Annotated in this window: 17 protein-coding genes; 16 read left to right on the plus strand and 1 reads right to left on the minus strand. The window is 34.7% G+C overall.

Annotated elements, in window-relative coordinates; genetic code table 11:
• Nucleotides 1-6 precede the first annotated feature (6 nt).
• From JW886_RS01995 to JW886_RS02055, 13 genes are all read left to right on the plus strand, one after another.
• Nucleotides 7-972 carry a glycosyltransferase family 2 protein gene (locus JW886_RS01995; protein WP_205872172.1) on the plus strand — a complete coding sequence of 322 codons (966 nt, stop codon included), beginning with the start codon at nt 7-9 and terminating at the stop codon, nt 970-972.
• Nucleotides 969-2,726: a rhamnan synthesis F family protein gene (locus JW886_RS02000; RefSeq protein ID WP_205872173.1), complete on the plus strand. Its 1,758-nt coding sequence runs from the start codon at nt 969-971 to the stop codon at nt 2,724-2,726. Before JW886_RS01995 ends, JW886_RS02000 begins: the two co-directional genes overlap by 4 nt.
• A gap of 10 nt (nt 2,727-2,736) precedes the next feature.
• The gene (locus JW886_RS02005) at nt 2,737-3,468 is read left to right on the plus strand and encodes a glycosyltransferase family 2 protein (protein ID WP_075525193.1); all 732 of its coding nucleotides are present in this window, start codon (nt 2,737-2,739) and stop codon (nt 3,466-3,468) included.
• A complete protein-coding gene (locus tag JW886_RS02010; protein ID WP_075525232.1) occupies nt 3,468-3,833 on the plus strand; it encodes a DUF2304 domain-containing protein in 366 nt (121 codons plus the stop codon). Before JW886_RS02005 ends, JW886_RS02010 begins: the two co-directional genes overlap by 1 nt.
• Nucleotides 3,834-3,858: 25 nt before the next feature.
• Nucleotides 3,859-5,025 carry a nucleotide sugar dehydrogenase gene (locus tag JW886_RS02015; RefSeq protein ID WP_075525194.1) on the plus strand — a complete coding sequence of 389 codons (1,167 nt, stop codon included), beginning with the start codon at nt 3,859-3,861 and terminating at the stop codon, nt 5,023-5,025.
• Complete coding sequence (locus JW886_RS02020) at nt 5,012-5,809, plus strand: glycosyltransferase (RefSeq protein ID WP_200406977.1); 798 nt, start codon at nt 5,012-5,014, stop codon at nt 5,807-5,809. The genes JW886_RS02015 and JW886_RS02020 overlap by 14 nt, the downstream gene beginning before the upstream one ends.
• Nucleotides 5,810-5,842: 33 nt before the next feature.
• Entirely contained in the window at nt 5,843-6,976 is a 1,134-nt protein-coding gene (locus JW886_RS02025) for a glycosyltransferase (protein ID WP_205872174.1), read from the plus strand.
• A gap of 47 nt (nt 6,977-7,023) precedes the next feature.
• Nucleotides 7,024-8,019: a glycosyl transferase gene (locus JW886_RS02030; protein WP_075525197.1), complete on the plus strand. Its 996-nt coding sequence runs from the start codon at nt 7,024-7,026 to the stop codon at nt 8,017-8,019.
• Nucleotides 8,020-8,042: 23 nt separating this feature from the next.
• Nucleotides 8,043-9,155 (plus strand): glycosyltransferase, encoded by a 1,113-nt coding sequence (locus tag JW886_RS02035; protein ID WP_205872175.1) that lies wholly within the window; start codon nt 8,043-8,045, stop codon nt 9,153-9,155.
• Nucleotides 9,156-9,186: 31 nt separating this feature from the next.
• The gene (locus tag JW886_RS02040; RefSeq protein WP_075525199.1) at nt 9,187-10,608 is read left to right on the plus strand and encodes a lipopolysaccharide biosynthesis protein; all 1,422 of its coding nucleotides are present in this window, start codon (nt 9,187-9,189) and stop codon (nt 10,606-10,608) included.
• A 29-nt stretch (nt 10,609-10,637) separates the two neighbouring features.
• On the plus strand, nt 10,638-12,443 hold the full coding sequence (locus JW886_RS02045; protein WP_205872176.1) for a hypothetical protein: 1,806 nt from the start codon (nt 10,638-10,640) through the stop codon (nt 12,441-12,443).
• Nucleotides 12,444-12,454: 11 nt separating this feature from the next.
• Nucleotides 12,455-13,900 (plus strand): DUF2142 domain-containing protein, encoded by a 1,446-nt coding sequence (locus JW886_RS02050; RefSeq protein ID WP_205872177.1) that lies wholly within the window; start codon nt 12,455-12,457, stop codon nt 13,898-13,900.
• Nucleotides 13,901-14,037: 137 nt separating this feature from the next.
• Entirely contained in the window at nt 14,038-15,735 is a 1,698-nt protein-coding gene (locus JW886_RS02055; protein ID WP_205872178.1) for an LTA synthase family protein, read from the plus strand.
• Nucleotides 15,736-15,789: 54 nt separating this feature from the next.
• Here the strand turns inward: JW886_RS02055 and JW886_RS02060 are convergent, their stop codons facing one another.
• Nucleotides 15,790-17,088: a GH25 family lysozyme gene (locus JW886_RS02060; protein ID WP_205271775.1), complete on the minus strand. Its 1,299-nt coding sequence runs from the start codon at nt 17,086-17,088 to the stop codon at nt 15,790-15,792.
• 393 nt (nt 17,089-17,481) lie between these two features.
• Between JW886_RS02060 and guaB the strand changes: the two genes are divergently transcribed.
• The 3 genes from guaB to JW886_RS02075 all read left to right on the plus strand — a co-directional run bounded on the left by guaB (nt 17,482) and on the right by JW886_RS02075 (nt 20,940).
• A complete protein-coding gene (gene guaB / locus JW886_RS02065; RefSeq protein WP_075525204.1) occupies nt 17,482-18,963 on the plus strand; it encodes an IMP dehydrogenase in 1,482 nt (493 codons plus the stop codon).
• A gap of 205 nt (nt 18,964-19,168) precedes the next feature.
• Nucleotides 19,169-20,266, plus strand: a complete 1,098-nt coding sequence (gene yqeH / locus JW886_RS02070) for a ribosome biogenesis GTPase YqeH (RefSeq protein ID WP_205872474.1) — start codon at nt 19,169-19,171, stop codon at nt 20,264-20,266.
• Nucleotides 20,267-20,304: 38 nt separating this feature from the next.
• Nucleotides 20,305-20,940 (plus strand): RpiB/LacA/LacB family sugar-phosphate isomerase, encoded by a 636-nt coding sequence (locus tag JW886_RS02075; protein WP_205872179.1) that lies wholly within the window; start codon nt 20,305-20,307, stop codon nt 20,938-20,940.
• Nucleotides 20,941-20,943: the final 3 nt, after the last annotated feature.

Raw genomic sequence — 20,943 nt, forward strand, 5'->3', positions numbered from 1 at the left:
GAACATATGAATCCTAAAATTACAGTTGCAGTAGCTTGTTACAATCATGAAAATTACATTGAGGAATGCTTGCGGAGCATTTTCACGCAGACGCATCAGAACATAGAGTTACTGGTGTTTAATGATGGATCTACGGATAATTCTGATAGTATTATTGAGAGAACACTTCAGGAGTCACCTTTTGAAACCACGTTGTATTTTTCAGAAAAAAACCAAGGTGTAGCAAAAGTTCGTAATGAAGCAATTGAAAAAATGACAGGTGAATTCATAATTTTCATGGACAGTGACAATTTTATGCCTGCAAAACATTTAGAGATTCTTCTAGAAAAATTACAGTCAACAAATGCAGATATAGCTTATTGCCAGTTATGGGACTTTAAAAATCAGCGCGATGTCCTGAGGAGTGATTTGGAGTATTCTTTAGAGAAAGAATTAAATGGAAATTTAATTGATGTCTCTTCGTTAGTTAGAAGCACAATTATAAAATCTATCACCTTTGATGAGGAATTAGAAAACCTTGAAGATTTTGACTTCTGGTTAAATGCTATTTTAAATCATCATGCTAAACCTCTGTATGTCTCAGAAACTAAATTAAATTATCGAGTTCTCAATAATTCACGTAGTGCCCGAGAGAATTGGGAACAATATTATAAATCTTATTTCTATATATTAAATAAATATCAAAATGAGATACCAACACAAATTATTAATGCGCTTCAAGGAAATATCATGTATTGGATTAAAAAAAATAATGACCAAGCACTACACTACCAGAAAGCTATTCTTGATAAGGATCGTCATATAGAGGATCAAGAAAAGTTTATTACTCAGGCTCTTAAAGACAAAGATACATACATTAGCAGCCAAGAACGTGCTCTGGAACAGTTCAAGCGAGAGCTCGAAGAAATTCGCCATTCTAGAGCGTATCGCTTAGGCAGAAAAATACTCCACCCTTTTAGGAAAGAAAGATGAATAAAAGATTACTACTTTACGTACATTTTAATAGAGACAATAAACTCAGCCCTCATGTGGTTTATCAACTCCAACAACTCAGAGGGCTATTTGGAGAGGTTTTCTTTATATCAAATAGTGTCTTATCTTCAGAAGATTTAAAGATTATAAAGGAGAAAAATCTAATTGATGGCTTCATGCAAAGAAAAAATCAGGGATATGATTTTGTTGCTTGGGCGGAAGCCATGAAGAAATATGGATTTGATAAATTAGCAGATTATGATTCAGTCACTCTAATGAATGACACTTGTTTTGGACCTATTTATGATTTTGGTGCACCTTTCGAGAGAATGGATACGAATGTTCAAATTGATTTTTGGGGAATTACCAATAATCGTAGTCATAAAGTAAAACCATGGGCCGATCGATCAGAAGTGGTATTACCTGATCATATTCAAAGTTATTTTGTTAGTTACAAACAGAAGATTGTCAAATCGGATACTTTCAAAAATTTTTGGGAAAATGTCACTGTTTTGGATGATGTTGTAGAAGTAATAGTCAAATACGAAACGGCTATGACGAAATATTTTGAAGATGCTGGCTTTAAATCAGCAGTGCTGTTTGATACCCGTAAGGAAAATTGGACAGGGATGATGGTACATGATTTTTCAGTATTCAACATGCCAGAATTATTAAAGCGACATATTCCTTTTTTGAAAATAAAGGCATTTACCTATGGAGCAGATAATATCTACACGCCACTTGTAATGGAAAGAATAAAGCAGGAAACAAACTATCCTGTCCGTTTCATTGTAGACCATATGACGGATGTAGATTATCCTGATCGTGAATACATGTTGGCTGAAAAAACACGTATTTTTAAAGATGATTCAACAGTTACTGGTAATTTGAAGGTAGGAATACATTTACACGCTTTTTATCTTGATTTAATCCCCGAATATATAGAATACTTCAGGACCTATGTCAAAAATTATGATCTCTATATCACTACGGATAGTGAGAAGAAGAAGTTAAAAATTGAAGAAAATTACAAACTTCCTGAGTTAAAGAGAGTAATTGCGACGGGAAATAAAGGGCGTGATGTCCTTCCTTGGATGATAATTTCTAAAGAGATGAAAAATTATGAACTTATCGGTCATTTTCATACTAAAAAATCAAAGGATAACGATTGGATTGTGGGAGAATCTTGGCGGCGTGACATAGAATATTCGTTATTAAAACCAGCACAACAGATTTTTGAGGAGTTTGAACGAAATCCAAAACTTGGCTTAATGATTGCTGATGTTCCCTCATTTTTTGAACATTTCTATGGTCCAACATATATCACTGAGCGAGATATATGGCAAGATATGGAACAAATTTGGAATAAGATAGATTTTATTAACCCAAAAGAGTTAAAACAAAAAGACAGTTATGTTATGAGCTATGGAACCATGCTATGGTATCGTCCAGAAGCTCTACAGAACCTTCTCGATATAGATATTATTGAAGATATTCCAGAAGAACCGCTACCTTATAACAGTATTCTCCATGCTTTTGAACGTTTAGTTGTCTATGTTGCTTGGGCGAATGGTTACGATTTTGAAATTTCACAAATACAAACTAATAATGGATTTATTTCTAATTATTCTGCAAATAGACTCCTTAGGGCGGTAGAAACGGATCTTACACAAACTAAGCTTCGAGATCTGATTAAAATGACACTCAGAAAAATAAGAGTTATTCTCAAATATCGTCTTACAGGGAAAGGATAAAATAAACTTTATGAAAAGTGAAAAAAAAATACTGCTTATCATTCCAGCCTATAACGAATCTGAGGGTATCGTTGATAACATAAATACCATAAAGAAGTACATTAAAAACTGTCCTTACAATTTAGAATATGTGGTTATTAATGATGGTTCAACTGATAATGAAGAAGAAATCCTGACGGATAATAATATTAATCATATTGAACTGATCCAAAACTTGGGGATCGGCGGGGCCGTGCAGACAGGTTATATGTTTGCTAAAGAGAATGGCTATGATATCGCAGTACAATTCGACGGGGATGCTCAGCATGATATCCATTCCTTACCTAATCTTATTGAGCCCGTTCTGAGAGATGAGGTAGATTTTACAGTTGGGTCAAGATTTTTAGACGAAAGTAATTCAGAATTTAAATCTTCTAAGTTACGGCAGTTGGGTATTAAGATATTATCTAACTTAATATATATTACTTCAAAGATAAAAATTAAAGATGTGACAAGTGGATATAGAGCGGGAAATAAAAAGGTAATCGAACAGTTTGTTAAACGATATCCTAGACAATATCCTGAGCCTGAGAGTTATATGCATTTATTTGCTAAAAATATACGCGTAAAAGAGGTAGGAGCAAGAATGTTTGAACGGACTACAGGGGAGTCTAGTATCAATATGATAAAAGGTATAAATTATATGATAAGTGTATCTTTGTCTATAATTGCTAGTTCTTTAATTGGAAGGGAGACAGAATGATGCCCACACAGCTTAGAATCATAGCTATTTTGCTTGCACTTCTATTCTTTTTCTATACGATTAGATTAGTTAGGAGAGATAGAGCAGAAATACGTCATATGTTAAAGTGGCTTGCTCTAGCTCTTATAATTTTAATTGGATCAATATTTCCAGAGTCTGGCAGTAGAGTCGCTCACCTATTAGGTATACAAACTTTAACTTCTCTTGCGTTGTTTATACTAGTTGGACTTCTATTAATCATAACTTTAAAATATCAAATTTCTCTTATATCAGCTGAAAAGCAGTTAAAAAATTTGGTTCAGGAGATGTCATTACTAAAGAAGAGAATTATTGAGTTAGAACAAGATAAAAAAGAAAAGAAATAGCATAATATGCTGAAGGAAGGTTTATATGAAAATTTCAGTTTTTGGTTTAGGGTATGTGGGATTATCCAATGCACTTTTACTCGGACAACATGAAGAAGTGGTTGCATACGACATTGTGGAAAGTAAAATTGATACCCTCAAAAAGAAAAAATCAACTTTAGATGATAAAGAAATTATTGAGTTCCTCCAATCGGATAGTGTTAATGTCAAATTCACAAGCAATTTCAGTGAAGCGGTTAATCATGGTGAATATTTAATTATCGCGACTCCCACTGACTATAATGAGGATACGCAACATTTTGATACATCCACAATCGAAAATGTAATTGAAAAAGCTCTGGCAATTCGTCCTGATGCTACATTTATTATAAAATCAACAATTCCTGTTAATTACGTGAGAAGACTCAAGGAAAAATATCAAACAGAAAATATTATTTTTTCTCCAGAATTCTTAAGAGAAGGAAAAGCGCTGTATGATAATCTCTATCCTAGCCGAATCGTAATAGGAGAGGTGAGTGAACGTGCTCAGATACTCGCGGAGATGTTTAAACGTGGATCTCATAAAAAAGATGTGCCTACTCTTTTAATGAATGAAACAGAAGCTGAAGCTGTAAAACTCTTCTCAAACACATATTTGGCATTACGCGTTGCGTATTTTAATGAATTAGATACTTATGCCGAAACAAACAACTTGGATACGAAGAAAATAATAGAGGGAATGGGTTTTGACCCACGTATTGGTAATTACTATAATAATCCATCATTTGGGTATGGGGGATATTGTTTACCTAAAGATACAAAACAAGTTAAAGCAGAGTTCTATGGAGTTCCTCAGGAAATGATGACAGCCATCGTAGGGTCTAACACTACTCGCAAAGAATACATTGCTGAACAGATTTTATCCAGAAAACCAGATAGTGTCGGGATTTATCGCCTGACTATGAAGGCAGGTTCTGATAATTTTAGATATTCTGCCATTCACGATATTATTCGATATTTGGAAAAATCTGGTGTGGAAGTTATTATTTATGAACCAAGACTAAAAGAAAAAGTTTATCATAATATTAAGGTTGAAGAAAACTTTGATGCATTTAATGAAAAAGTAGATATTATCGTTGCGAATCGTATGGATGAAGTCCTAGAAGCTGTTCGTGAGAAGGTATACACAAGGGATTTATATGAAAGAGATTGATGTTAAGCACACCTTCGTTATCTGTGCATATGAAAAGTCAATACATTTGGAGAATTGTATATTATCTCTTTTAGCACAACAAAGTTTTAAAAATGGTAAGTCTAAAATAATACTTTATACTTCAACACCTAATGATTACATAACTTCATTATGTCACACTTACAATATTGAATGCTTTATTGGTGTAGGAGGGGGGATAGGCGCAGATTGGAATGGGGCGTTATCCTTTGTTGATACTAAATATGCAACTATTGCCCATCAAGATGATATATACGAACCTGAGTATGGCGAAAATATTATAGAATCTTTTGAAACGAACGCACAGTTAAATATTGTATTTACGGATTACTATGAAATTGACGGTGAAGGAAGTTATCGTTCTCGAAATTTAAACCTTAAGATTAAAACGGCTGCGCTTAAAGTTATGTCTGCATTTAATAATAAAAAGTATCAGAGGAGAGTCTATTCCTTTGGTAATTTTATTTGTTGCCCAGCAGTTTCATATAACTTGAGTCGATTAAGAGGTTTTAAATTTAATGAGTGTATGAAAATGGCCTTAGACTGGGATGCATGGGAGCGTATTATGAAGATGCCTGGAGATATAAAATTTTTATCAGGTCACCTTATGGCTCACAGAATTCATGAAGAGTCAGAAACAACAAATAATACTGTGGATAAAAATAGAGAAAAAGAAGAGTATGAAATGTTTAGGAGATATTGGGGCAAAACAATATCTCGACTTCTAATGAAATTTTATGTGAAAAACCAGCAAGGAAACATTTAAATTGAAAAAATATGAGGAGTTTACGTAAAACGTATGAAAAAAATAACATTTGCAGTGGGAGACCTTCAAATGGGGGGATCTATGCGAGTTCAAAGTGTAATTGCAAATAATTTAGATAAAAGTAAATTTGATATCTCAATTTTTTCTATGAGAAAAGTAGAAAGTTATTTTCCTTTAGATGCCCCAGTATCCTATGCTAAACATGCTATAACCAAAATGCAATTTAGAAAGATACTTGTTAGTACGGGTTTTTATAAGTATATACTAAGACGTCCAGTTGATATGACCGTGATACCAAATAAAGAAATGGTCGATGATTTAGTAATCTTTGTAGAAGAAAATAAAATTGAAACACTGATACTGGTTGAACAGTGGGCGGTTGTTGCTAAAGACTTAAAAGATAGGCTACCGGATGTAACTTTAATTTCATGGCTTCACTTGAATACAAAGATATATGAAACTTTCTTATATGGAAAAAGCTATGAGAAGTTATTATCTGGTTATAATAATAGTGACGTCATTTGTGTTTTAACTAAGGAAGATAAGGACCACTTAAATTCATTAGGTTATAGAAATGTACGAGTTATGCATAATCCAGTGACGATAGATTCTGATAATAGCCAATCTGAATTAGAGAGTAAAGTAATTAGCTTTGTTGGAAGAATTGATTATAACCATAAGGGACTTGATTATTTGCTTGAAATAGCCCAACAGCTAGATAACGATTGGAAAATAGATGTAGCTGGGAGTGGAATGTGGCTTGAAGAGCAGAGGTTTAAACGAGATATCAGAAGAAATGGCTTGGAACATAAGCTAGTTTGGAGAGGGGCAAAAAGTGGAGCACAATTGCAAGAACATTTCAAAAATAGTTCTCTCTTCATAAGTACAAGTCGATTTGAAGGCTTTCCCCTTGTATTTGCTGAAGCCATGAGCTTTGGTCTTCCAGTACTGTCGATGTCCAATTCTGGTTCTCGCGAAGTACTGGATGAGGGCCGATATGGCGTACTGGTAGAAAACGGGAATATTGAAAAATTTATGAATGAACTCAAAAATCTTCAAAATTCAAAAGAACTTCGAGAAAAGTATGCCCACCTCTCACTTCAACGCTCGGAAATGTTAGAAATTGACAAAATTATCAACAATTGGGAACAGCTACTGCTCAAGTAAAAGCATTCTATGGTAAAAGTTCAATACGTTAAGATAAAGGAAGAAGAATGACGGAAAAGATAGATTTCGTAGTAACTTATTTGGATAGTACAGACGAAGATTGGATAAAACAAAAAGCTCAATACAGTGGTGAAAGTATTGAAAAAGCATTAAACTCGGAAGCACGCTTTAGAAATATGGACAATTTTCAATACTGGTTTCGTGCAGTTGAGAAATATGCTCCTTGGGTAAATAAGATCCATTTAGTGACATGGGGACATGTACCTGATTGGCTGGATACGAATCATCCTAAACTTAATGTTGTACGTCATGACGAGTTTATTCCGAATGAGCTTCTCCCGACATTCAACTCTAGGACTATTGAACTAAATTTTGATAAAATTGATTCCCTTTCTGAGTTTTTTGTAAATTTTAATGATGATATGTTTTTAAATGCAGAGGTAAAAAGTGAAGATTTCATCAAGAATGGGCTTCCTGTTTTGCAATATTTAACTATGCCAATACCAGCGGACAGTAAATATAATATTGTGCAATTTAATAACAATTATAGTGTTAATAAAGCGATACGAGATAAAAAATTTATTACTAGAAAAAAATTATCGTTAAAAAATGGATTTTTTGCATTCTTGATAAATCTTTGGCTGTTGCCAGTACAACTTTATACCAAGCGCTATGTTGGCTTTTTCCAAGATCATTTAGCGCAACCTATGCTAAAAAGTAGTTTCAAGGAATTACGCAAAGTAGTTTCCGACGAGTTTGATAATGCTTCTAGAAGTAAATTTAGAAGTCCAAATACGATTAATATTTGGACAGTACTTGACTACCAACGAGCAGAAGATAAATTTTATCCACACAATTCATTTAAATTTGGGAAAGTGGTCCCTTTAGAGAATAATAAAAAATATGAAGAAATTTTGAACTCCAAATATAAACTTATATGCTTTAATGATGGCTCGGCGGAGATAAACTTTACTAATGAAAGAGATCATCTCTTGGAAGCATTAGATAAAAAATTTCCTGAAAAAAGTAGTTTCGAACTATAATAGTGTAAAGAAAAATGTGAAGAATGAAAAAAGTATTGTTTGTTGTAAATAACTTAGGAATGGGCGGCATACAAAGGGTTGTTACAGTAGTCTCTGAATCTTTAGTTAATGATTATAATGTAAAGATATATTCCCATGATAAAGTGGATCCCTTCTATAAAGTTGAAGAAGAGGTTGTTTTTGGGGAGAAAAATATCTTCGAAAAACGCCTGAATCCCATATATCTGGGGATAAATGTCCTATATAGGTTAGTTTTTAAAAAGAAGAAGACATTGATAAATACCCATGTCAATTCTTTGTGCCGATATCTAGAAAAAAATCCAGTAGATACAGTTATTATTAGTGGCCCTTCAGTTGTTAAGGCTTCGGTAATAAAAAAACGGTTTCCTAATATTAATGTAATTTTATGGATGCATAATAATCATAAAGTTTATTTTGAAGGTTATTTTTCTAAAGTTAAGGATAGTTTGATTGAATCAATGCAGGCTGCAGATACTGTAGTAGCCTTAACAGAAGAAGACAAAAGAGGTTATGGGGTTATCTCTGAGAATGTCGTGAAAATCAATAATCCTATCACTTTAGATAATTTAGGATTAGTTTCAGATTTAAATGAAAAAATTATAAGTATCACATGCAGGTATGATATCCAACATAAGGGATTAGATTACCTTGTTAAAATTGCAAAAAAATTACCTGAAGACTGGAAAATTGCAATAGCTGGCTCGGGGAATACTCAAGAAATTGATGCATTGAGAAAACTCATCGCTGATGAAAAGGCAGAAGATAAGATACTACTCAGAGGGGCACTAGAAGGTGAACAACTTTTGAGACATTATAAAGACTCCTCGATATACATCATGACTTCGCGATGGGAGGGTATGCCCCTAGTATTAGCTGAGGCAATGAGTTTCGGTCTTCCCATTGTCGCTTTCGAGCAAAGTGGAAGTTCTGAAGTTTTAGATGATGGAAAGTACGGGATACTAGTAGAAAATGGGAACGTAGAGGCCATGATAACTGAGTTATTGAAGTTGGTTGAAAATCCAGAGTTGAGAAAAATTTATCAAAGAAAATCCTTAGAGCGCGTCCAAAATTTCAAAGTAGAAATTTTACAAAAACAATGGCAAAACATTATTTAGTTTTGTTAAGGAATGAGAAAGATATCATAATATGAAAAACTTGAAGACAGGTATGTTCTTTACCACAATAGGTGTTTACAGTAATTTTCTTTTGCAGCTAATAATCAATGCGGTATTAAGTCGACTACTTACACCTGCAGAATATGGTATAGTAGCAATAATACAAGTGTTTATTGTCTTCTTTAGTATGATGATAGAAGCAGGTATGGGTCCCGCAATAATCCAAAATAAGCGATTGTCGGAAGAAGATATTAAAATTCTTTTTAATTATTCAATAATTTTTGCTCTAGCTGTAGCTGTTATTTTCGGATTGTTTGGTCATGTTTTAGCTTTAGTGTATAATAATGATATATATAAAACACTGACATGGGTTCAAGCTATTTCTGTTTTATTTAATGGGATGAATATTGTTCCATCAGCGTTGTTAAATAAATCTAAAAGATTTAAACAAGTTAATTTTAGCTTGGTTATTGGAAATATTATGGCCGGAATCGTTGGTGTCGGGCTAGCTTTTCTTCACTTTGGAGTTTATGCACTTATCATAAGTGCGATAATATCATCTATCGTTAATTTTTCCTTCAACGCTTACTTTACAAAAGTAAGATTCAGCAAAAAATTTGATTTAACCCCTCTCAAAGAAATTTGGGAATTCTCTAAAAATCAATTTGCGTTTAATTTTATAAACTATTTTTCACGTAATTCAGATAACATCTTAGTTGGAAAATTTATGGGAGAGGTCGCTTTAGCTAATTACAGCAAGGCTTACCAACTCCTAATGTTACCAAACACACTTTTTCTAGGAATTATTAACCCTGTCCTCCAACCAGTATTATCAGATTACCAAGATAATGTAAGTTACATTCGAGATATATACTACAAAATTGTACATATTTTAGCTTTAATAGGGATCCCTTTATCGATCTTCCTCAGTTTATCTTCTAAGCAAATTATTTTCTTTTTATTTGGTAGTCAATGGGAACAAGCAGTTACACCCTTTGCAATATTGGCCTTGACCGTTTGGGTCCAAATGACTTTATCAAGTAGCGGTGCGATCTTCCAGTCAAGAAACCAACCACGACTCTTATTTAATACAGGTGTTATTAGTGCGATTATAATAGTAGGATCGATTATCGTCGGGATATTTGCGGGTACGATAACTTCTGTCGCTATTTCTCTATCAGTAGGTTTTGTTATAAACTTTTTTATAAATTTTAGACGTGTTGTTAAAATTTCCTTAGAAGGTTCTATGTTAAAATTCTTAGCAGAATTTAAATCACCATGTTATTTAGGGATACTTACTTTTATTGTTTTAGAGGTAATTAGTATTTTTGAGCCACAAAATATATTTTTTGTATTGGTCATACGGGGCATCGGTCTAATAGTGACCATGCTACTTTATATTACTTTAACTAAAGAAAAAAATTTAATCCAAGAGATTTTAAGAAGTAAATAGCTTCTTTCAAATTAAAGAAGGAATAAAGAATGCCAAGTGAACTATTAAAAAAATTAGTAAAAATATTTTTTCTAATCAATATTTTTCTATTTTTCGCACAAGGAAGCCCTCTCACAGTGAATGCCAAGACTACAGACGGGAAAGTCGAGAAGAAGGTTGAACTTAGAGTTACGGATTTTGGACAGCCAGTCTCTGGAGGAAAGTATAATGCAATAAATGTTGATGTTCTTTATCAAAAAATAGTTGAGGGAAGCTTTACTGATAGAGATGTATCCTCTCAAGCTTGGACAAAATTGGGAGATATTTATTCAAAGGACGATAAAGCGTTAAAAATATCGGGCACATACACTATTGGGCCTGGGGTTAAAAATACCTCATCAGATGCTCTCTATATATTGAATAAAATAATAAATGACAGTTATAATGCCGCGATGACACTAAATGGGGCTGGGAATATCATAGCTGGTGGAAAAGATAGTACAGCTATTACTTTTAAAGCCCCCAAAGTAAAAGGTGAACCTTTTACAAACAAAGAGGGAAAAGGGGAGGCTAAATTACCTTTAGGTTATACTGCGATATTTGATTCGGATAATCGATTACAGAAAATAGTAGATATCACTGAAGCAACAAAAAATATTAGTCTAGATTTATCTAATCCTGATTCAGGTATGACGATTAAAACAGTAGACATGCCTAAATCTAGTTTAAGTGGTACAAATCAATATACTATTGAGTCTGGAGAGAGTATTAAGTATGTAGTAAAAATAAAAGCTGCTTATTTAAAAGATGGTGCAAATTTAACAATCGCTCCGCAAGCAAACTTAACAATTGATGATATTTCAGTGCCCTATACCCAGACAGATTACTATAATCCAATAATTACACCGAGTGTCTACGAACCTAGTATCACAAGCATCTCGCAAATAAATGATAATTACGATGGTGTAATTACTTTACTTGGTGCTTCATTGGTTAATCTTCCGTTATATAATTATAATATCAAGTTAGATCCTTCTGAGGAAGACGTAACGATAGAGATTCATGCGCACATCTCACCACAAGTCAACTTAAAACGTCAAATAAATTTTCCACCGAGTACTGATACTATGGAACTGACTATTCCTATTAACGCTTATCAGACAGCTAAACAAACTTTTGCTTTTAAATTATCGTTAAGTAATGGAAAAGACAATTTGACTGGCACATCGCCTTCAGTAACATCTACTGGGATTAATTTTGTAATGATGGATACTGAAAAAAATAAACTTGCGAGTGGTGCGCAGTATCTTTTAGGTAAAAAAAAGGGGGATAATTATGATATATACACTCAAACTGGCAATTGGGTAGAGGTAGCTGATTTATCGTCCGTTTCCTCTATTGAGCCTTTAGTACTTGAAGGTGGGAATATCTATTCGCTAGGTGTATCGAGTGGGATGTCAATTCCTTTAAATACTAGCCTATTTGATTTTAACGCGAAAAGAGAAACGAAAACTAATCAGTCATTAATTAAGATAGTAGGCCTAGCTAGCAGCAAAGATTATTTCTTGTATCCTATAAAGGCCGCAGAAGGTTATGATTTAAAGCAGTCAATTATTCCTTTTACTACTTTTAATGAAATGAACGGTAAAAATAGCGTAGGGGATGCCCTGACCCAAAATTATAAAGTGAATAGCTTGATAGGAGACTATTCTGCTGGTCAGTCTGAATATAATGTGCTGTCGGTTACTTCTGATGATAAAGTATCTAACTACTCTTCACTCAGAGTTTTAGGAGGTATAGCTTTAGCGGTTGTTGTAGTAATACTTGTTTTATTACTTATTCTGAAATTTACGTAGGAAGTAGATAAATGATTAATAGAAATATGGAGTTAGATATCAGTCAGTTAGAACAAAGCCATGATACTAATGCAATGAGTAGAAATATACATAAAATTTATTTAATAGTAGCGGTCGTCTTAGGACTCTTTTCTTCAGTAGTTAACCCTATTTTCAATGAACCAGATTCTCCGTATCATTTTGAAGCATCGGCCAACTTGGTTGGCTTAGTCGTAGATATTTCACGTTATGGTTCTACGTCGGTTACAACATCGCTGACGGGGCAAAGCCAGTCTTATGTAGATGGTACTCATTTCGAAAAATATTATCTGAATGAGGCTTATATAACTGAAGCTAAAAACTTTCCTCGGGAAATAGGGGGAAATATCCTAGATTATGCTCAATTAGGACATATTATCCCAGCAATTGGCATATGGATAGGCTACCATATTTACCCATCCATTGGAGTAATGGTAGTATTTGGTAGGCTCCTATCTAGTCTAGTATATAGCTTATTAATTTATTTTATAATAAAAAGATTGAAAAAAGGGAAGTTAACTTTCACGGCATTGATGCTGTCTCCGGTTATTGTAAGTCAATTTTCAAGTTTTTCTTATGATGCACTGTCTTATGTTTTGGTAGCAGCCTCAGTGGCTGTAGCGATAAATGTAGTAGATGATAATAAGCTATCTCCCAAAAATATATTGGAAATGCTTATAGTTAGTTTTTTGATATTAGTAGCCGCGAAGCTTAATTTTAAAACTATAATAATAATTTATCCATTAATTGTAGTAGCAATATGGTTTAATAAGCATGTTCATAAAAAAGGTAAGTACAGCCCTATTAGTAGTAAAAGTAGCACGTTCTCTTATGACAGAAGAAGAAAGAAAAGAAATCACAACTTAAATTTGATGAAAATAGGGGCATTGTTAGCGGCTGTACTAGCTTTTATCGTTGCTGCTATCGTAATTTTGCAGAGATATGGCGGAATTTTTTATGTACTCAGAAGATTGGTAGTTAATCTTGTAAGTAATGTTGCTCCACCAATGTTTACTTCTCTTTTTGTAAGTCCATATCGCACAAATTCAATTCCGATTTGGGTAACAGTTTCTTGGTGCGTTTTACTTATATTGTGCTTATTAGCTGAAGAAAAATTTGTGAAATCTAAATTAATCAGTTTCGGAGCATTGTCGTTATTAATCTTAAATATTTTAGCTGTATATTTCCAATATATGATATCCGGCTATTACGATACAGGAACAACGGCTGCAAACCAGTTAGTGGGTGCGATAAGCGGGGTTCAGGGTAGATATTTCACTCCTTTATTTTTATTGCTAGTATTGTTCAGCGGAAGCACCTATTTTAAGGCTAAGATAAAGGAAACTAGAGTAATAGTTGCTTTGGTTATATCTTTGGCTGTGCTTTCTAATATCATATTAATAGTGAATAATTTTTGGGGCGTTATTTTGGCCTTGTAAAATGAGGAAACTAAAGGATTTCATTTTTAAAAGAGAGCAGTTTAGCATTTGGCGTACAACTGCTCTTTTTTGATGCTTCAAATTTTTCTCTTAGACTTTTGGTTTGTTAACCTTTTCAGAAAGCGTTATAATGAGATATGATAAAGAAAAAAGAAAATCAGAGTGAAATATATGTGAATGTGATGACGAAGAAAAAATTTTATCTGGCTTTGGGTAAACTTATACTCATTTTTATAGTTGTTACTGGAGCTAGTATTAAAAATAGTTGGGATTTTAATTTATTTTTTTCTAGCTTAGTAGAATATTTTGCTCTCTATTTACTGGTACAACTCTTGCCCTTGAAATGGTCAGTCGCTCGTTATATAACCTCCTTTATTTCTACTCTCCTATTCTTGATTAATCTTGGTGTAGTTGCTTTTTCTGGGACATTCACTACATATATTATGTGGAATAACTTAGAAAATTTGAGTGCTTTGGGCTCCTCGTTACTATTATATTTATTCGCTATAGTATTGGCTGTTATGATATCATTGTTGCCTATTTATAGCTTGCGTTTTAATAATATCGGGAAACTCGTTAGTTTTACTTTCATAGTGCTCATTTATATATTTATGGGCATATTTGGCTCTAAAACTCCATTTTTGGGGTGGAAGGACTTCGTAAAAGAGTACTATGAAGTAGTTAGGCTTACGGTAAATCTTGGGGAAAATAGTAACGATAAGCAACGGGTATATAAGACTTTTGAAAGGTCAAACGTTGAGAACGGTGTTAAAACTAATTTAAACAAACCGAATATAATAATTATTTTTACAGAAGGTTTCAGTTCTGAAATAATGGATGTAAATAATGATTTAGGTTTAAATATTACACCTAACTTAAATCAATTTTCTAAGGAAACACTTAATTTTACTGATTACTTTAATCATACGGCAGCAACTTATAGAGGTGTACGAGGACAGCTTTTTTCTTCACAGCAATATTCTGAAGGGTACGAGAATGGAACGAGTGGTGTAGCTAAAATGTTACAAACTAATCAAGTATCCCTCCAAAAAATATTGAAAAAACAGGGTTATCAAACGATGATGATTAATCCAGAACCAGAGCAAAAAACTTGGACCACTTATCTCAAACATTTAGGATTTGATCGGATCGTATCAGGCTCTTCTGATAGTCTGACAACGAGTGTAGGTGAAAAAATTTTAGCGGATCAGGAAAATTATAATTTACTCTTTAATCAAGCAGTGAAAATGAATTCTATGGAAGATCCTTTTCTACTTGTGGATTATACTTACCAGACACATGTAGGCGTCAGTACGGATATGAAGTATGGCGACGGTAAAAATACCTATCTTAATAAGTATTATAATTTGGATGATGCTTTTGGTAAATTTTGGAAGAAAATTAAAGAAAGCGGTTTGGTTAATAATACAATGGTTATATTTACATCTGATCATAGTACTTTTCCTGATCCAATTTACAATGCAACATTTAAGACAACAAGGAACTATTTTGCTGCTCCAATACCCTTGCTGATTTATTACCCAGGGGTAGAACCAAGAAATATAAATGTGGGAGGGAAAAATAGTTTATCATTAACTCCTACAGTATTAGATTTACTTGATGATGAGGAACATTTAAATTATTTTTTGGGTGATTCACTATTTAGTGACACTAAAAATCCATTTCAGTATATTACAGCGATACAAAATAAGCTTTATAATACGCAGGGCGTAAGTCAAAAGGATACTATGAGAAATGTAGGAATTGAACTGAACAATAAAGCTCTTAAATATAAACTTGAAGAATATTATAAAATTTCATTAAATTATCGCTGAAATAAAAAAATATCGGTCGAACCGATATTTTTTTTCTAGTGATTTTTGTTCAAGTTAATTAGATTTCCATGCCGTGCCTTCATTTCTCCACCCTAATTTTACAAGTGAATTTTGTTCATAAGAATTTAAAGTGTAGTTATGCATTCCATTGTTAGGATTATAAGCGCGGTGTACAGCTTTAGAACCTCCGCTGTAGAAGCTAATACCTTCATATCTCCACCCTTTTTTAACAAGTTGATCTTTTTCATAACTACTTGTAGTGTAAAAATGGTAGCCTCCATTTTTATTATAAAGCCGGTAGACAGGAGCTGTCTTTGCTGTAGAAGAAACCCAACCAACTCCTTCATAGTGCCATCCACTATTTTGTAGAGAAGTTACTTCATAAAAGTTCATCGTATAGAAATGCTCACCACTATTAGGGTTGTACATACGATAGACATCATTTGTGGAAGTTGGGTTGAAGATGTTATTATAATCGATAGAAGTATCAACGGCGTTAGCTCTCAAATTAGCTGTACCTTGGAAATACATTTGGCTCGTATATTGCCAAGCACCATATTGAGTATTTTGTAAGTTGCTAGCAGAAGGTTTTCCATAGAGATATTGAGCCACCCAGAAATTTTTAGCACCCAGAGTAGCGGGTTTCATCGTGCCGTTTTCGGCCCAGTTTTTCGAGGTGTAGTAGCGTACATTTTTATATCCAAGCGCTTTAACTTTGTTCGTGAAGTTCTGTGAAGCTTGGGTCCATAATGATGATGACGTACCTGTATACTCAGCATCTTCTATCATTACTGTACCAGTACTTAGACCTAAGGATTTTGCCATGTTAACATAATAAGTTGCTTCCGCTTGGGCTTGGGCGTTAGCGGTGGCTTGGTTGCTCGTGCTCCCAAAGATTGCAAAGTGATAGGTGGCCACTTTGAGTCCAGCATTTTGTGCCATCTTAATTTGATTTGCCGCATAGGGGTTTTTATAGTAAGTTCCCTCTGTTAGCTTGACAATAATCGTCTTAACACCTGATGCTTTAAGCGAGTTGAAATCTGCCTGCGTCATCCACGATTGATAACTGGAGACGTCAACAGCATCTCGCCGCGGAAGTGAAGTATCATTAGAGCTTAAGTTGGACGGAACGCTTGCTGAAGCTGCAGAAAAAGAACGGGCTTGTGGTGCATTAGAAGATTCATTTTCTTCTGTGTTTTGTGCTGATGAGGAGGCTTCCTCTTGCGTCTCTTGCTGGATATAGTAGCCCATCGGGTGATCCTCTTGAGAAACGGTGTCATCTGCGTGTGCGGGTAAAGCAAAAAGTCCTGTAATAATAAGAAGAGAAAAAAGATAACGTTTTTTTAGTTTCATTTATTTTGTCTTTCTAGTTGATAAAGTAAATAATTTAAAGATGCAACTATTATTATTTTACAATTATATTAGCCTGTCTTTGTTGCGTTTTGGTAAAAACACGTTAGGGGTTTGGGTCAAATGTTTATGGAAGGTTATAAAAGGCTACGTTTTAATGAGAAAACTGTAAAAATTCATAATAATTATGATGGAACTATTTTATCATGAAAGGCGTTAAAGGGAAAACGATATACCGAATTTGTCTCGTATAGTTTAGCTTTTTATAAAGATGATAAATCAGTTGTTGAAATGCTTATAAATAAGTGGTAGAATAGTAAAAATAAAAAAATGGCGGGAGCCATAGAAATACAGTCATATTTTTGGAGCTGACTGATAAATGGAGGAATAATTTCGATGTCAAACTGGGAAACTAAGTTTTTGAAAAAAGGATTTACTTTTGATGATGTGTTGCTGATTCCAGCAGAATCTCATGTGTTGCCAAACGAGGTGAGTATGAAAACGAAATTGGCAAAAAATTTGACATTGAATGTTCCGATTATCTCGGCTGCAATGGATACTGTTACTGACTCAAAAATGGCTATTGCGATGGCTCGCCAAGGTGGTTTAGGTGTTGTCCATAAAAATATGTCTATTGAACAACAGGCAGAAGAAATTCACAAAGTCAAACGTTCTGAGTCTGGCGTTATTACAGATCCTTTTTTCTTGACACCAGAACACAAAATTGAAGAAGCAGAAAATTTGATGGCAACTTACCGTATTTCTGGTGTACCAATTGTGGATACACTTGAAAATCGTAAATTGGTAGGAATTATTACAAATCGTGATTTGCGTTTTATTACGGATTATAATCAACAAATCAAAAACATGATGACTGCTGAAAATTTGATTACGGCGCCTGTTGGGACTACACTAGACACCGCTGCTCAAATCTTGCAAGAACATAAAATCGAAAAATTGCCTTTGGTGGATGAAGAAGGTAAGTTAGCTGGTTTGATTACCATTAAAGATATTGAACGTGTGATTGAATTTCCAAATGCGGCGAAAGATGAACAAGGGCGTCTTTTAGTGGCTGGTGCGGTAGGTGTTTCTTCTGATACGTTTGAACGCGCAGAAGCTTTGTTTGCTGCTGGCGCTGATGCCATTGTCATTGATACGGCTCATGGGCATTCCGCTGGTGTTTTACGTAAAATCCGTGAAATTCGTGATCATTTCCCAGACCGGACGTTGATTGCTGGTAATATTGCTACTGGTGAGGGTGCGCGTGCTTTGTTTGAGGCTGGTGTTGATGTGGTTAAAGTTGGGATTGGTCCTGGTTCTATCTGTACGACTCGTGTTGTTGCTGGTGTAGGTGTTCCGCAAATTACAGCCATTTATGATGCGGCAAATGTGGCGCGTGAGTTTGGTAAAACAATCATCGCTGATGGTGGGATCAAATATTCTGGCGATATTGTTAAAGCACTTGCTGCTGGTGGAGATGCAGTTATGCTTGGTTCAATGCTTGCAGGTACTGACGAATCTCCTGGTGAATTTGAAATCTTCCAAGGTCGTAAGTTTAAAACTTACCGTGGAATGGGTAGCTTAGCAGCAATGAAAAAAGGGTCTAAAGACCGTTATTTCCAAGGGGCTGTTAATGAAGCCAATAAACTTGTTCCAGAAGGTATTGAAGGACGCGTGGCTTATAAAGGAAGCGCAACAGACATTATTTTCCAAATGTTGGGTGGTTTGAAGGCTGGTATGGGTTATACAGGTGCTGCAGATATTTTAGCTTTGCACGAATCTGCTCAATTTATTGAAATGTCTGGAGCTGGTTTGAAAGAATCTCATCCGCATGATGTACAAATCACGAAAGAAGCACCCAACTATTCTGTACATTAAGCTTTTTGTAGGGTAAACTACTAGATAAAAATAAGTGTGAATAAAAGAAAAAAGTGAGTGAACAGATGGTTCGGCTCACTTTTTTTTATTAAAGTTACTGATAGGGCTGTCAGTAAGAAAATAAAGGGTTTTAAGGCAGAAAATACCCTCAAAATTACTAGCGAAATGTGGTATAATAAGCAATATGATTGAAAACGAAAATACGATGGAAGATTTGTACTGTATTGGTTGTGGTGCAAAAATCCAAACTGAGGATAAAAATGCACTTGGCTTTTTGCCAGCGGGTGCTTTGAAGAAAAAAATTGAGAACGATGAGGATTTATACTGTCAGCGTTGTTTCCGCTTGCGCCATTATAATGAGATTGCACCGACAAGTCTGACGGATGCTGATTTTTTGCGCTTGTTGAAGGAAATTGGTCAGCACAATGCTTTGATTGTCAATGTGGTTGATATTTTTGACTTTAATGGCTCTTTGATTCCTAACCTTCATAAATTGACTGGTGGAAATGATTTGCTCATGGTTGCCAATAAACGTGATGTTTTACCAAAATCACTAAAAGTTGGGAAATTAACTGCTTGGTTGAGAGAACAAGCAGGCGCGCGGGGGCTTAAACCTAAAGATATTTTAGTGACCTCAGCTCAAAATAAAGATGATGTGGCCGAGTTGATGGAAGCTATTGAACATTATCGACATGGGCGAGATGTCTATGTGGTTGGGGTCACGAATGTTGGGAAATCAACTTTGATTAATGCGATTATTAAATTAGCCTCAGGTTCTGAGGATGTGATTACAACTTCACGTTTCCCTGGGACAACCCTTGATAAGATTGAAATTCCGCTTGATGAAGATTCGGCATTGATTGACACACCGGGGATTATCCACCGTGGGCAAATGGCTCATTATTTGGAACCAGAAGATTTGAAATATGTGTCACCGCGTAAAGAAATTAAGCCGAAAACTTATCAGCTCAATCCTGAACAAACCTTGTTCTTTGGTGGTTTGGCACGTTTTGATTTTATAAGTGGCGAACGTCAAGGAATGACGGCTTATTTTGACAATGAAATCAATGTTCATCGGACGAAACTTGAAGGTGCGACTGAATTTTATGAGAAGCATAAAGGAGAACTCTTGGCTCCTGCTTTAGTTGGTACTAAATTGGTTCGTCGTGAGTTTAAAATTACTGACAAATCGGATATTGTCTTTTCTGGTCTCGGCTGGGTTCGTGTGCCACAAAAAGCAGTTGTGGCAGCTTGGGTGCCAGAAGGTGTGGATATAGTTGTTCGTAAGGCTTTGATTGGGTAAAAAGGTTATCTGGCTAAGAAGAAAAGGGTGGAAGTTTGGTGAAAATTGCAGTAATTCAAGCCAGTACTCAAATTGGTCGAAATGAAGTTTTGTTTGAAGAAACAAAGCGTGCAACGGCACATCTGAATGCAGAAGTTCTTAATTTTGGTGTAAGTGAAAATGAAGAAAAATTTTCTTATGTTCAAATTGCACTTTGTGTTGGGCTTTTGCTTAACTCTGGTGCGGTTGATTTCGTTGTAACGGGCTGTTCGTCGGGAAATGGGATGAACATTGCAGCCAACGCTTTGCCTAATGTGATTTCTGGCTATTTACCAACGCCTACAGATGCTTACCTTTTCGGACGAATTAATCAGGGGAATTGTGCTTCTTTGCCACTTGGTTTGAATTTTGGTTGGGCGGGCGAAGTGAATCTGAGATTTACTTTAGAGAAATTGTTTGAAGAACCTATGAATGTTGGTTATCCAAAAGAATCGGCAGAACGCAAACAAGCGGATGCTCTGAAACTAAAAGAAATCAAAGAATTAGCTCAAACAGATATGATAAGCGTGTTGACAGGCTTGTCATTAGAATTTATTCAACCGATTTTAGAAAAAAGTGATTTGCTAGACTATATTTTCAAATATGGAACCAACCCTGAATTGATAGCACTTCTAAAAGCTTTTAAAAATTACTGACAG

The sequence above is a fragment of the Lactococcus taiwanensis genome, from assembly GCF_017068355.1.
Classification (GTDB): domain Bacteria; phylum Bacillota; class Bacilli; order Lactobacillales; family Streptococcaceae; genus Lactococcus; species Lactococcus taiwanensis.

What these genes read in the sequence shown, in the direction of transcription:
- JW886_RS01995 (WP_205872172.1), top strand. Translation starts at nt 7, where the DNA reads ATGAATCCTAAAATTACAGTTGCAGTAGCTTGTTACAATCATGAAAAT.
- JW886_RS02000 (WP_205872173.1), top strand. Translation starts at nt 969, where the DNA reads ATGAATAAAAGATTACTACTTTACGTACATTTTAATAGAGACAATAAA.
- JW886_RS02005 (WP_075525193.1), top strand. Translation starts at nt 2,737, where the DNA reads ATGAAAAGTGAAAAAAAAATACTGCTTATCATTCCAGCCTATAACGAA.
- JW886_RS02010 (WP_075525232.1), top strand. Translation starts at nt 3,468, where the DNA reads ATGCCCACACAGCTTAGAATCATAGCTATTTTGCTTGCACTTCTATTC.
- JW886_RS02015 (WP_075525194.1), top strand. Translation starts at nt 3,859, where the DNA reads ATGAAAATTTCAGTTTTTGGTTTAGGGTATGTGGGATTATCCAATGCA.
- JW886_RS02020 (WP_200406977.1), top strand. Translation starts at nt 5,012, where the DNA reads ATGAAAGAGATTGATGTTAAGCACACCTTCGTTATCTGTGCATATGAA.
- JW886_RS02025 (WP_205872174.1), top strand. Translation starts at nt 5,843, where the DNA reads ATGAAAAAAATAACATTTGCAGTGGGAGACCTTCAAATGGGGGGATCT.
- JW886_RS02030 (WP_075525197.1), top strand. Translation starts at nt 7,024, where the DNA reads ATGACGGAAAAGATAGATTTCGTAGTAACTTATTTGGATAGTACAGAC.
- JW886_RS02035 (WP_205872175.1), top strand. Translation starts at nt 8,043, where the DNA reads ATGAAAAAAGTATTGTTTGTTGTAAATAACTTAGGAATGGGCGGCATA.
- JW886_RS02040 (WP_075525199.1), top strand. Translation starts at nt 9,187, where the DNA reads ATGAAAAACTTGAAGACAGGTATGTTCTTTACCACAATAGGTGTTTAC.
- JW886_RS02045 (WP_205872176.1), top strand. Translation starts at nt 10,638, where the DNA reads ATGCCAAGTGAACTATTAAAAAAATTAGTAAAAATATTTTTTCTAATC.
- JW886_RS02050 (WP_205872177.1), top strand. Translation starts at nt 12,455, where the DNA reads ATGATTAATAGAAATATGGAGTTAGATATCAGTCAGTTAGAACAAAGC.
- JW886_RS02055 (WP_205872178.1), top strand. Translation starts at nt 14,038, where the DNA reads ATGATAAAGAAAAAAGAAAATCAGAGTGAAATATATGTGAATGTGATG.
- JW886_RS02060 (WP_205271775.1), bottom strand. Translation starts at nt 17,088, where the DNA reads ATGAAACTAAAAAAACGTTATCTTTTTTCTCTTCTTATTATTACAGGA.
- guaB (WP_075525204.1), top strand. Translation starts at nt 17,482, where the DNA reads ATGTCAAACTGGGAAACTAAGTTTTTGAAAAAAGGATTTACTTTTGAT.
- yqeH (WP_205872474.1), top strand. Translation starts at nt 19,169, where the DNA reads ATGGAAGATTTGTACTGTATTGGTTGTGGTGCAAAAATCCAAACTGAG.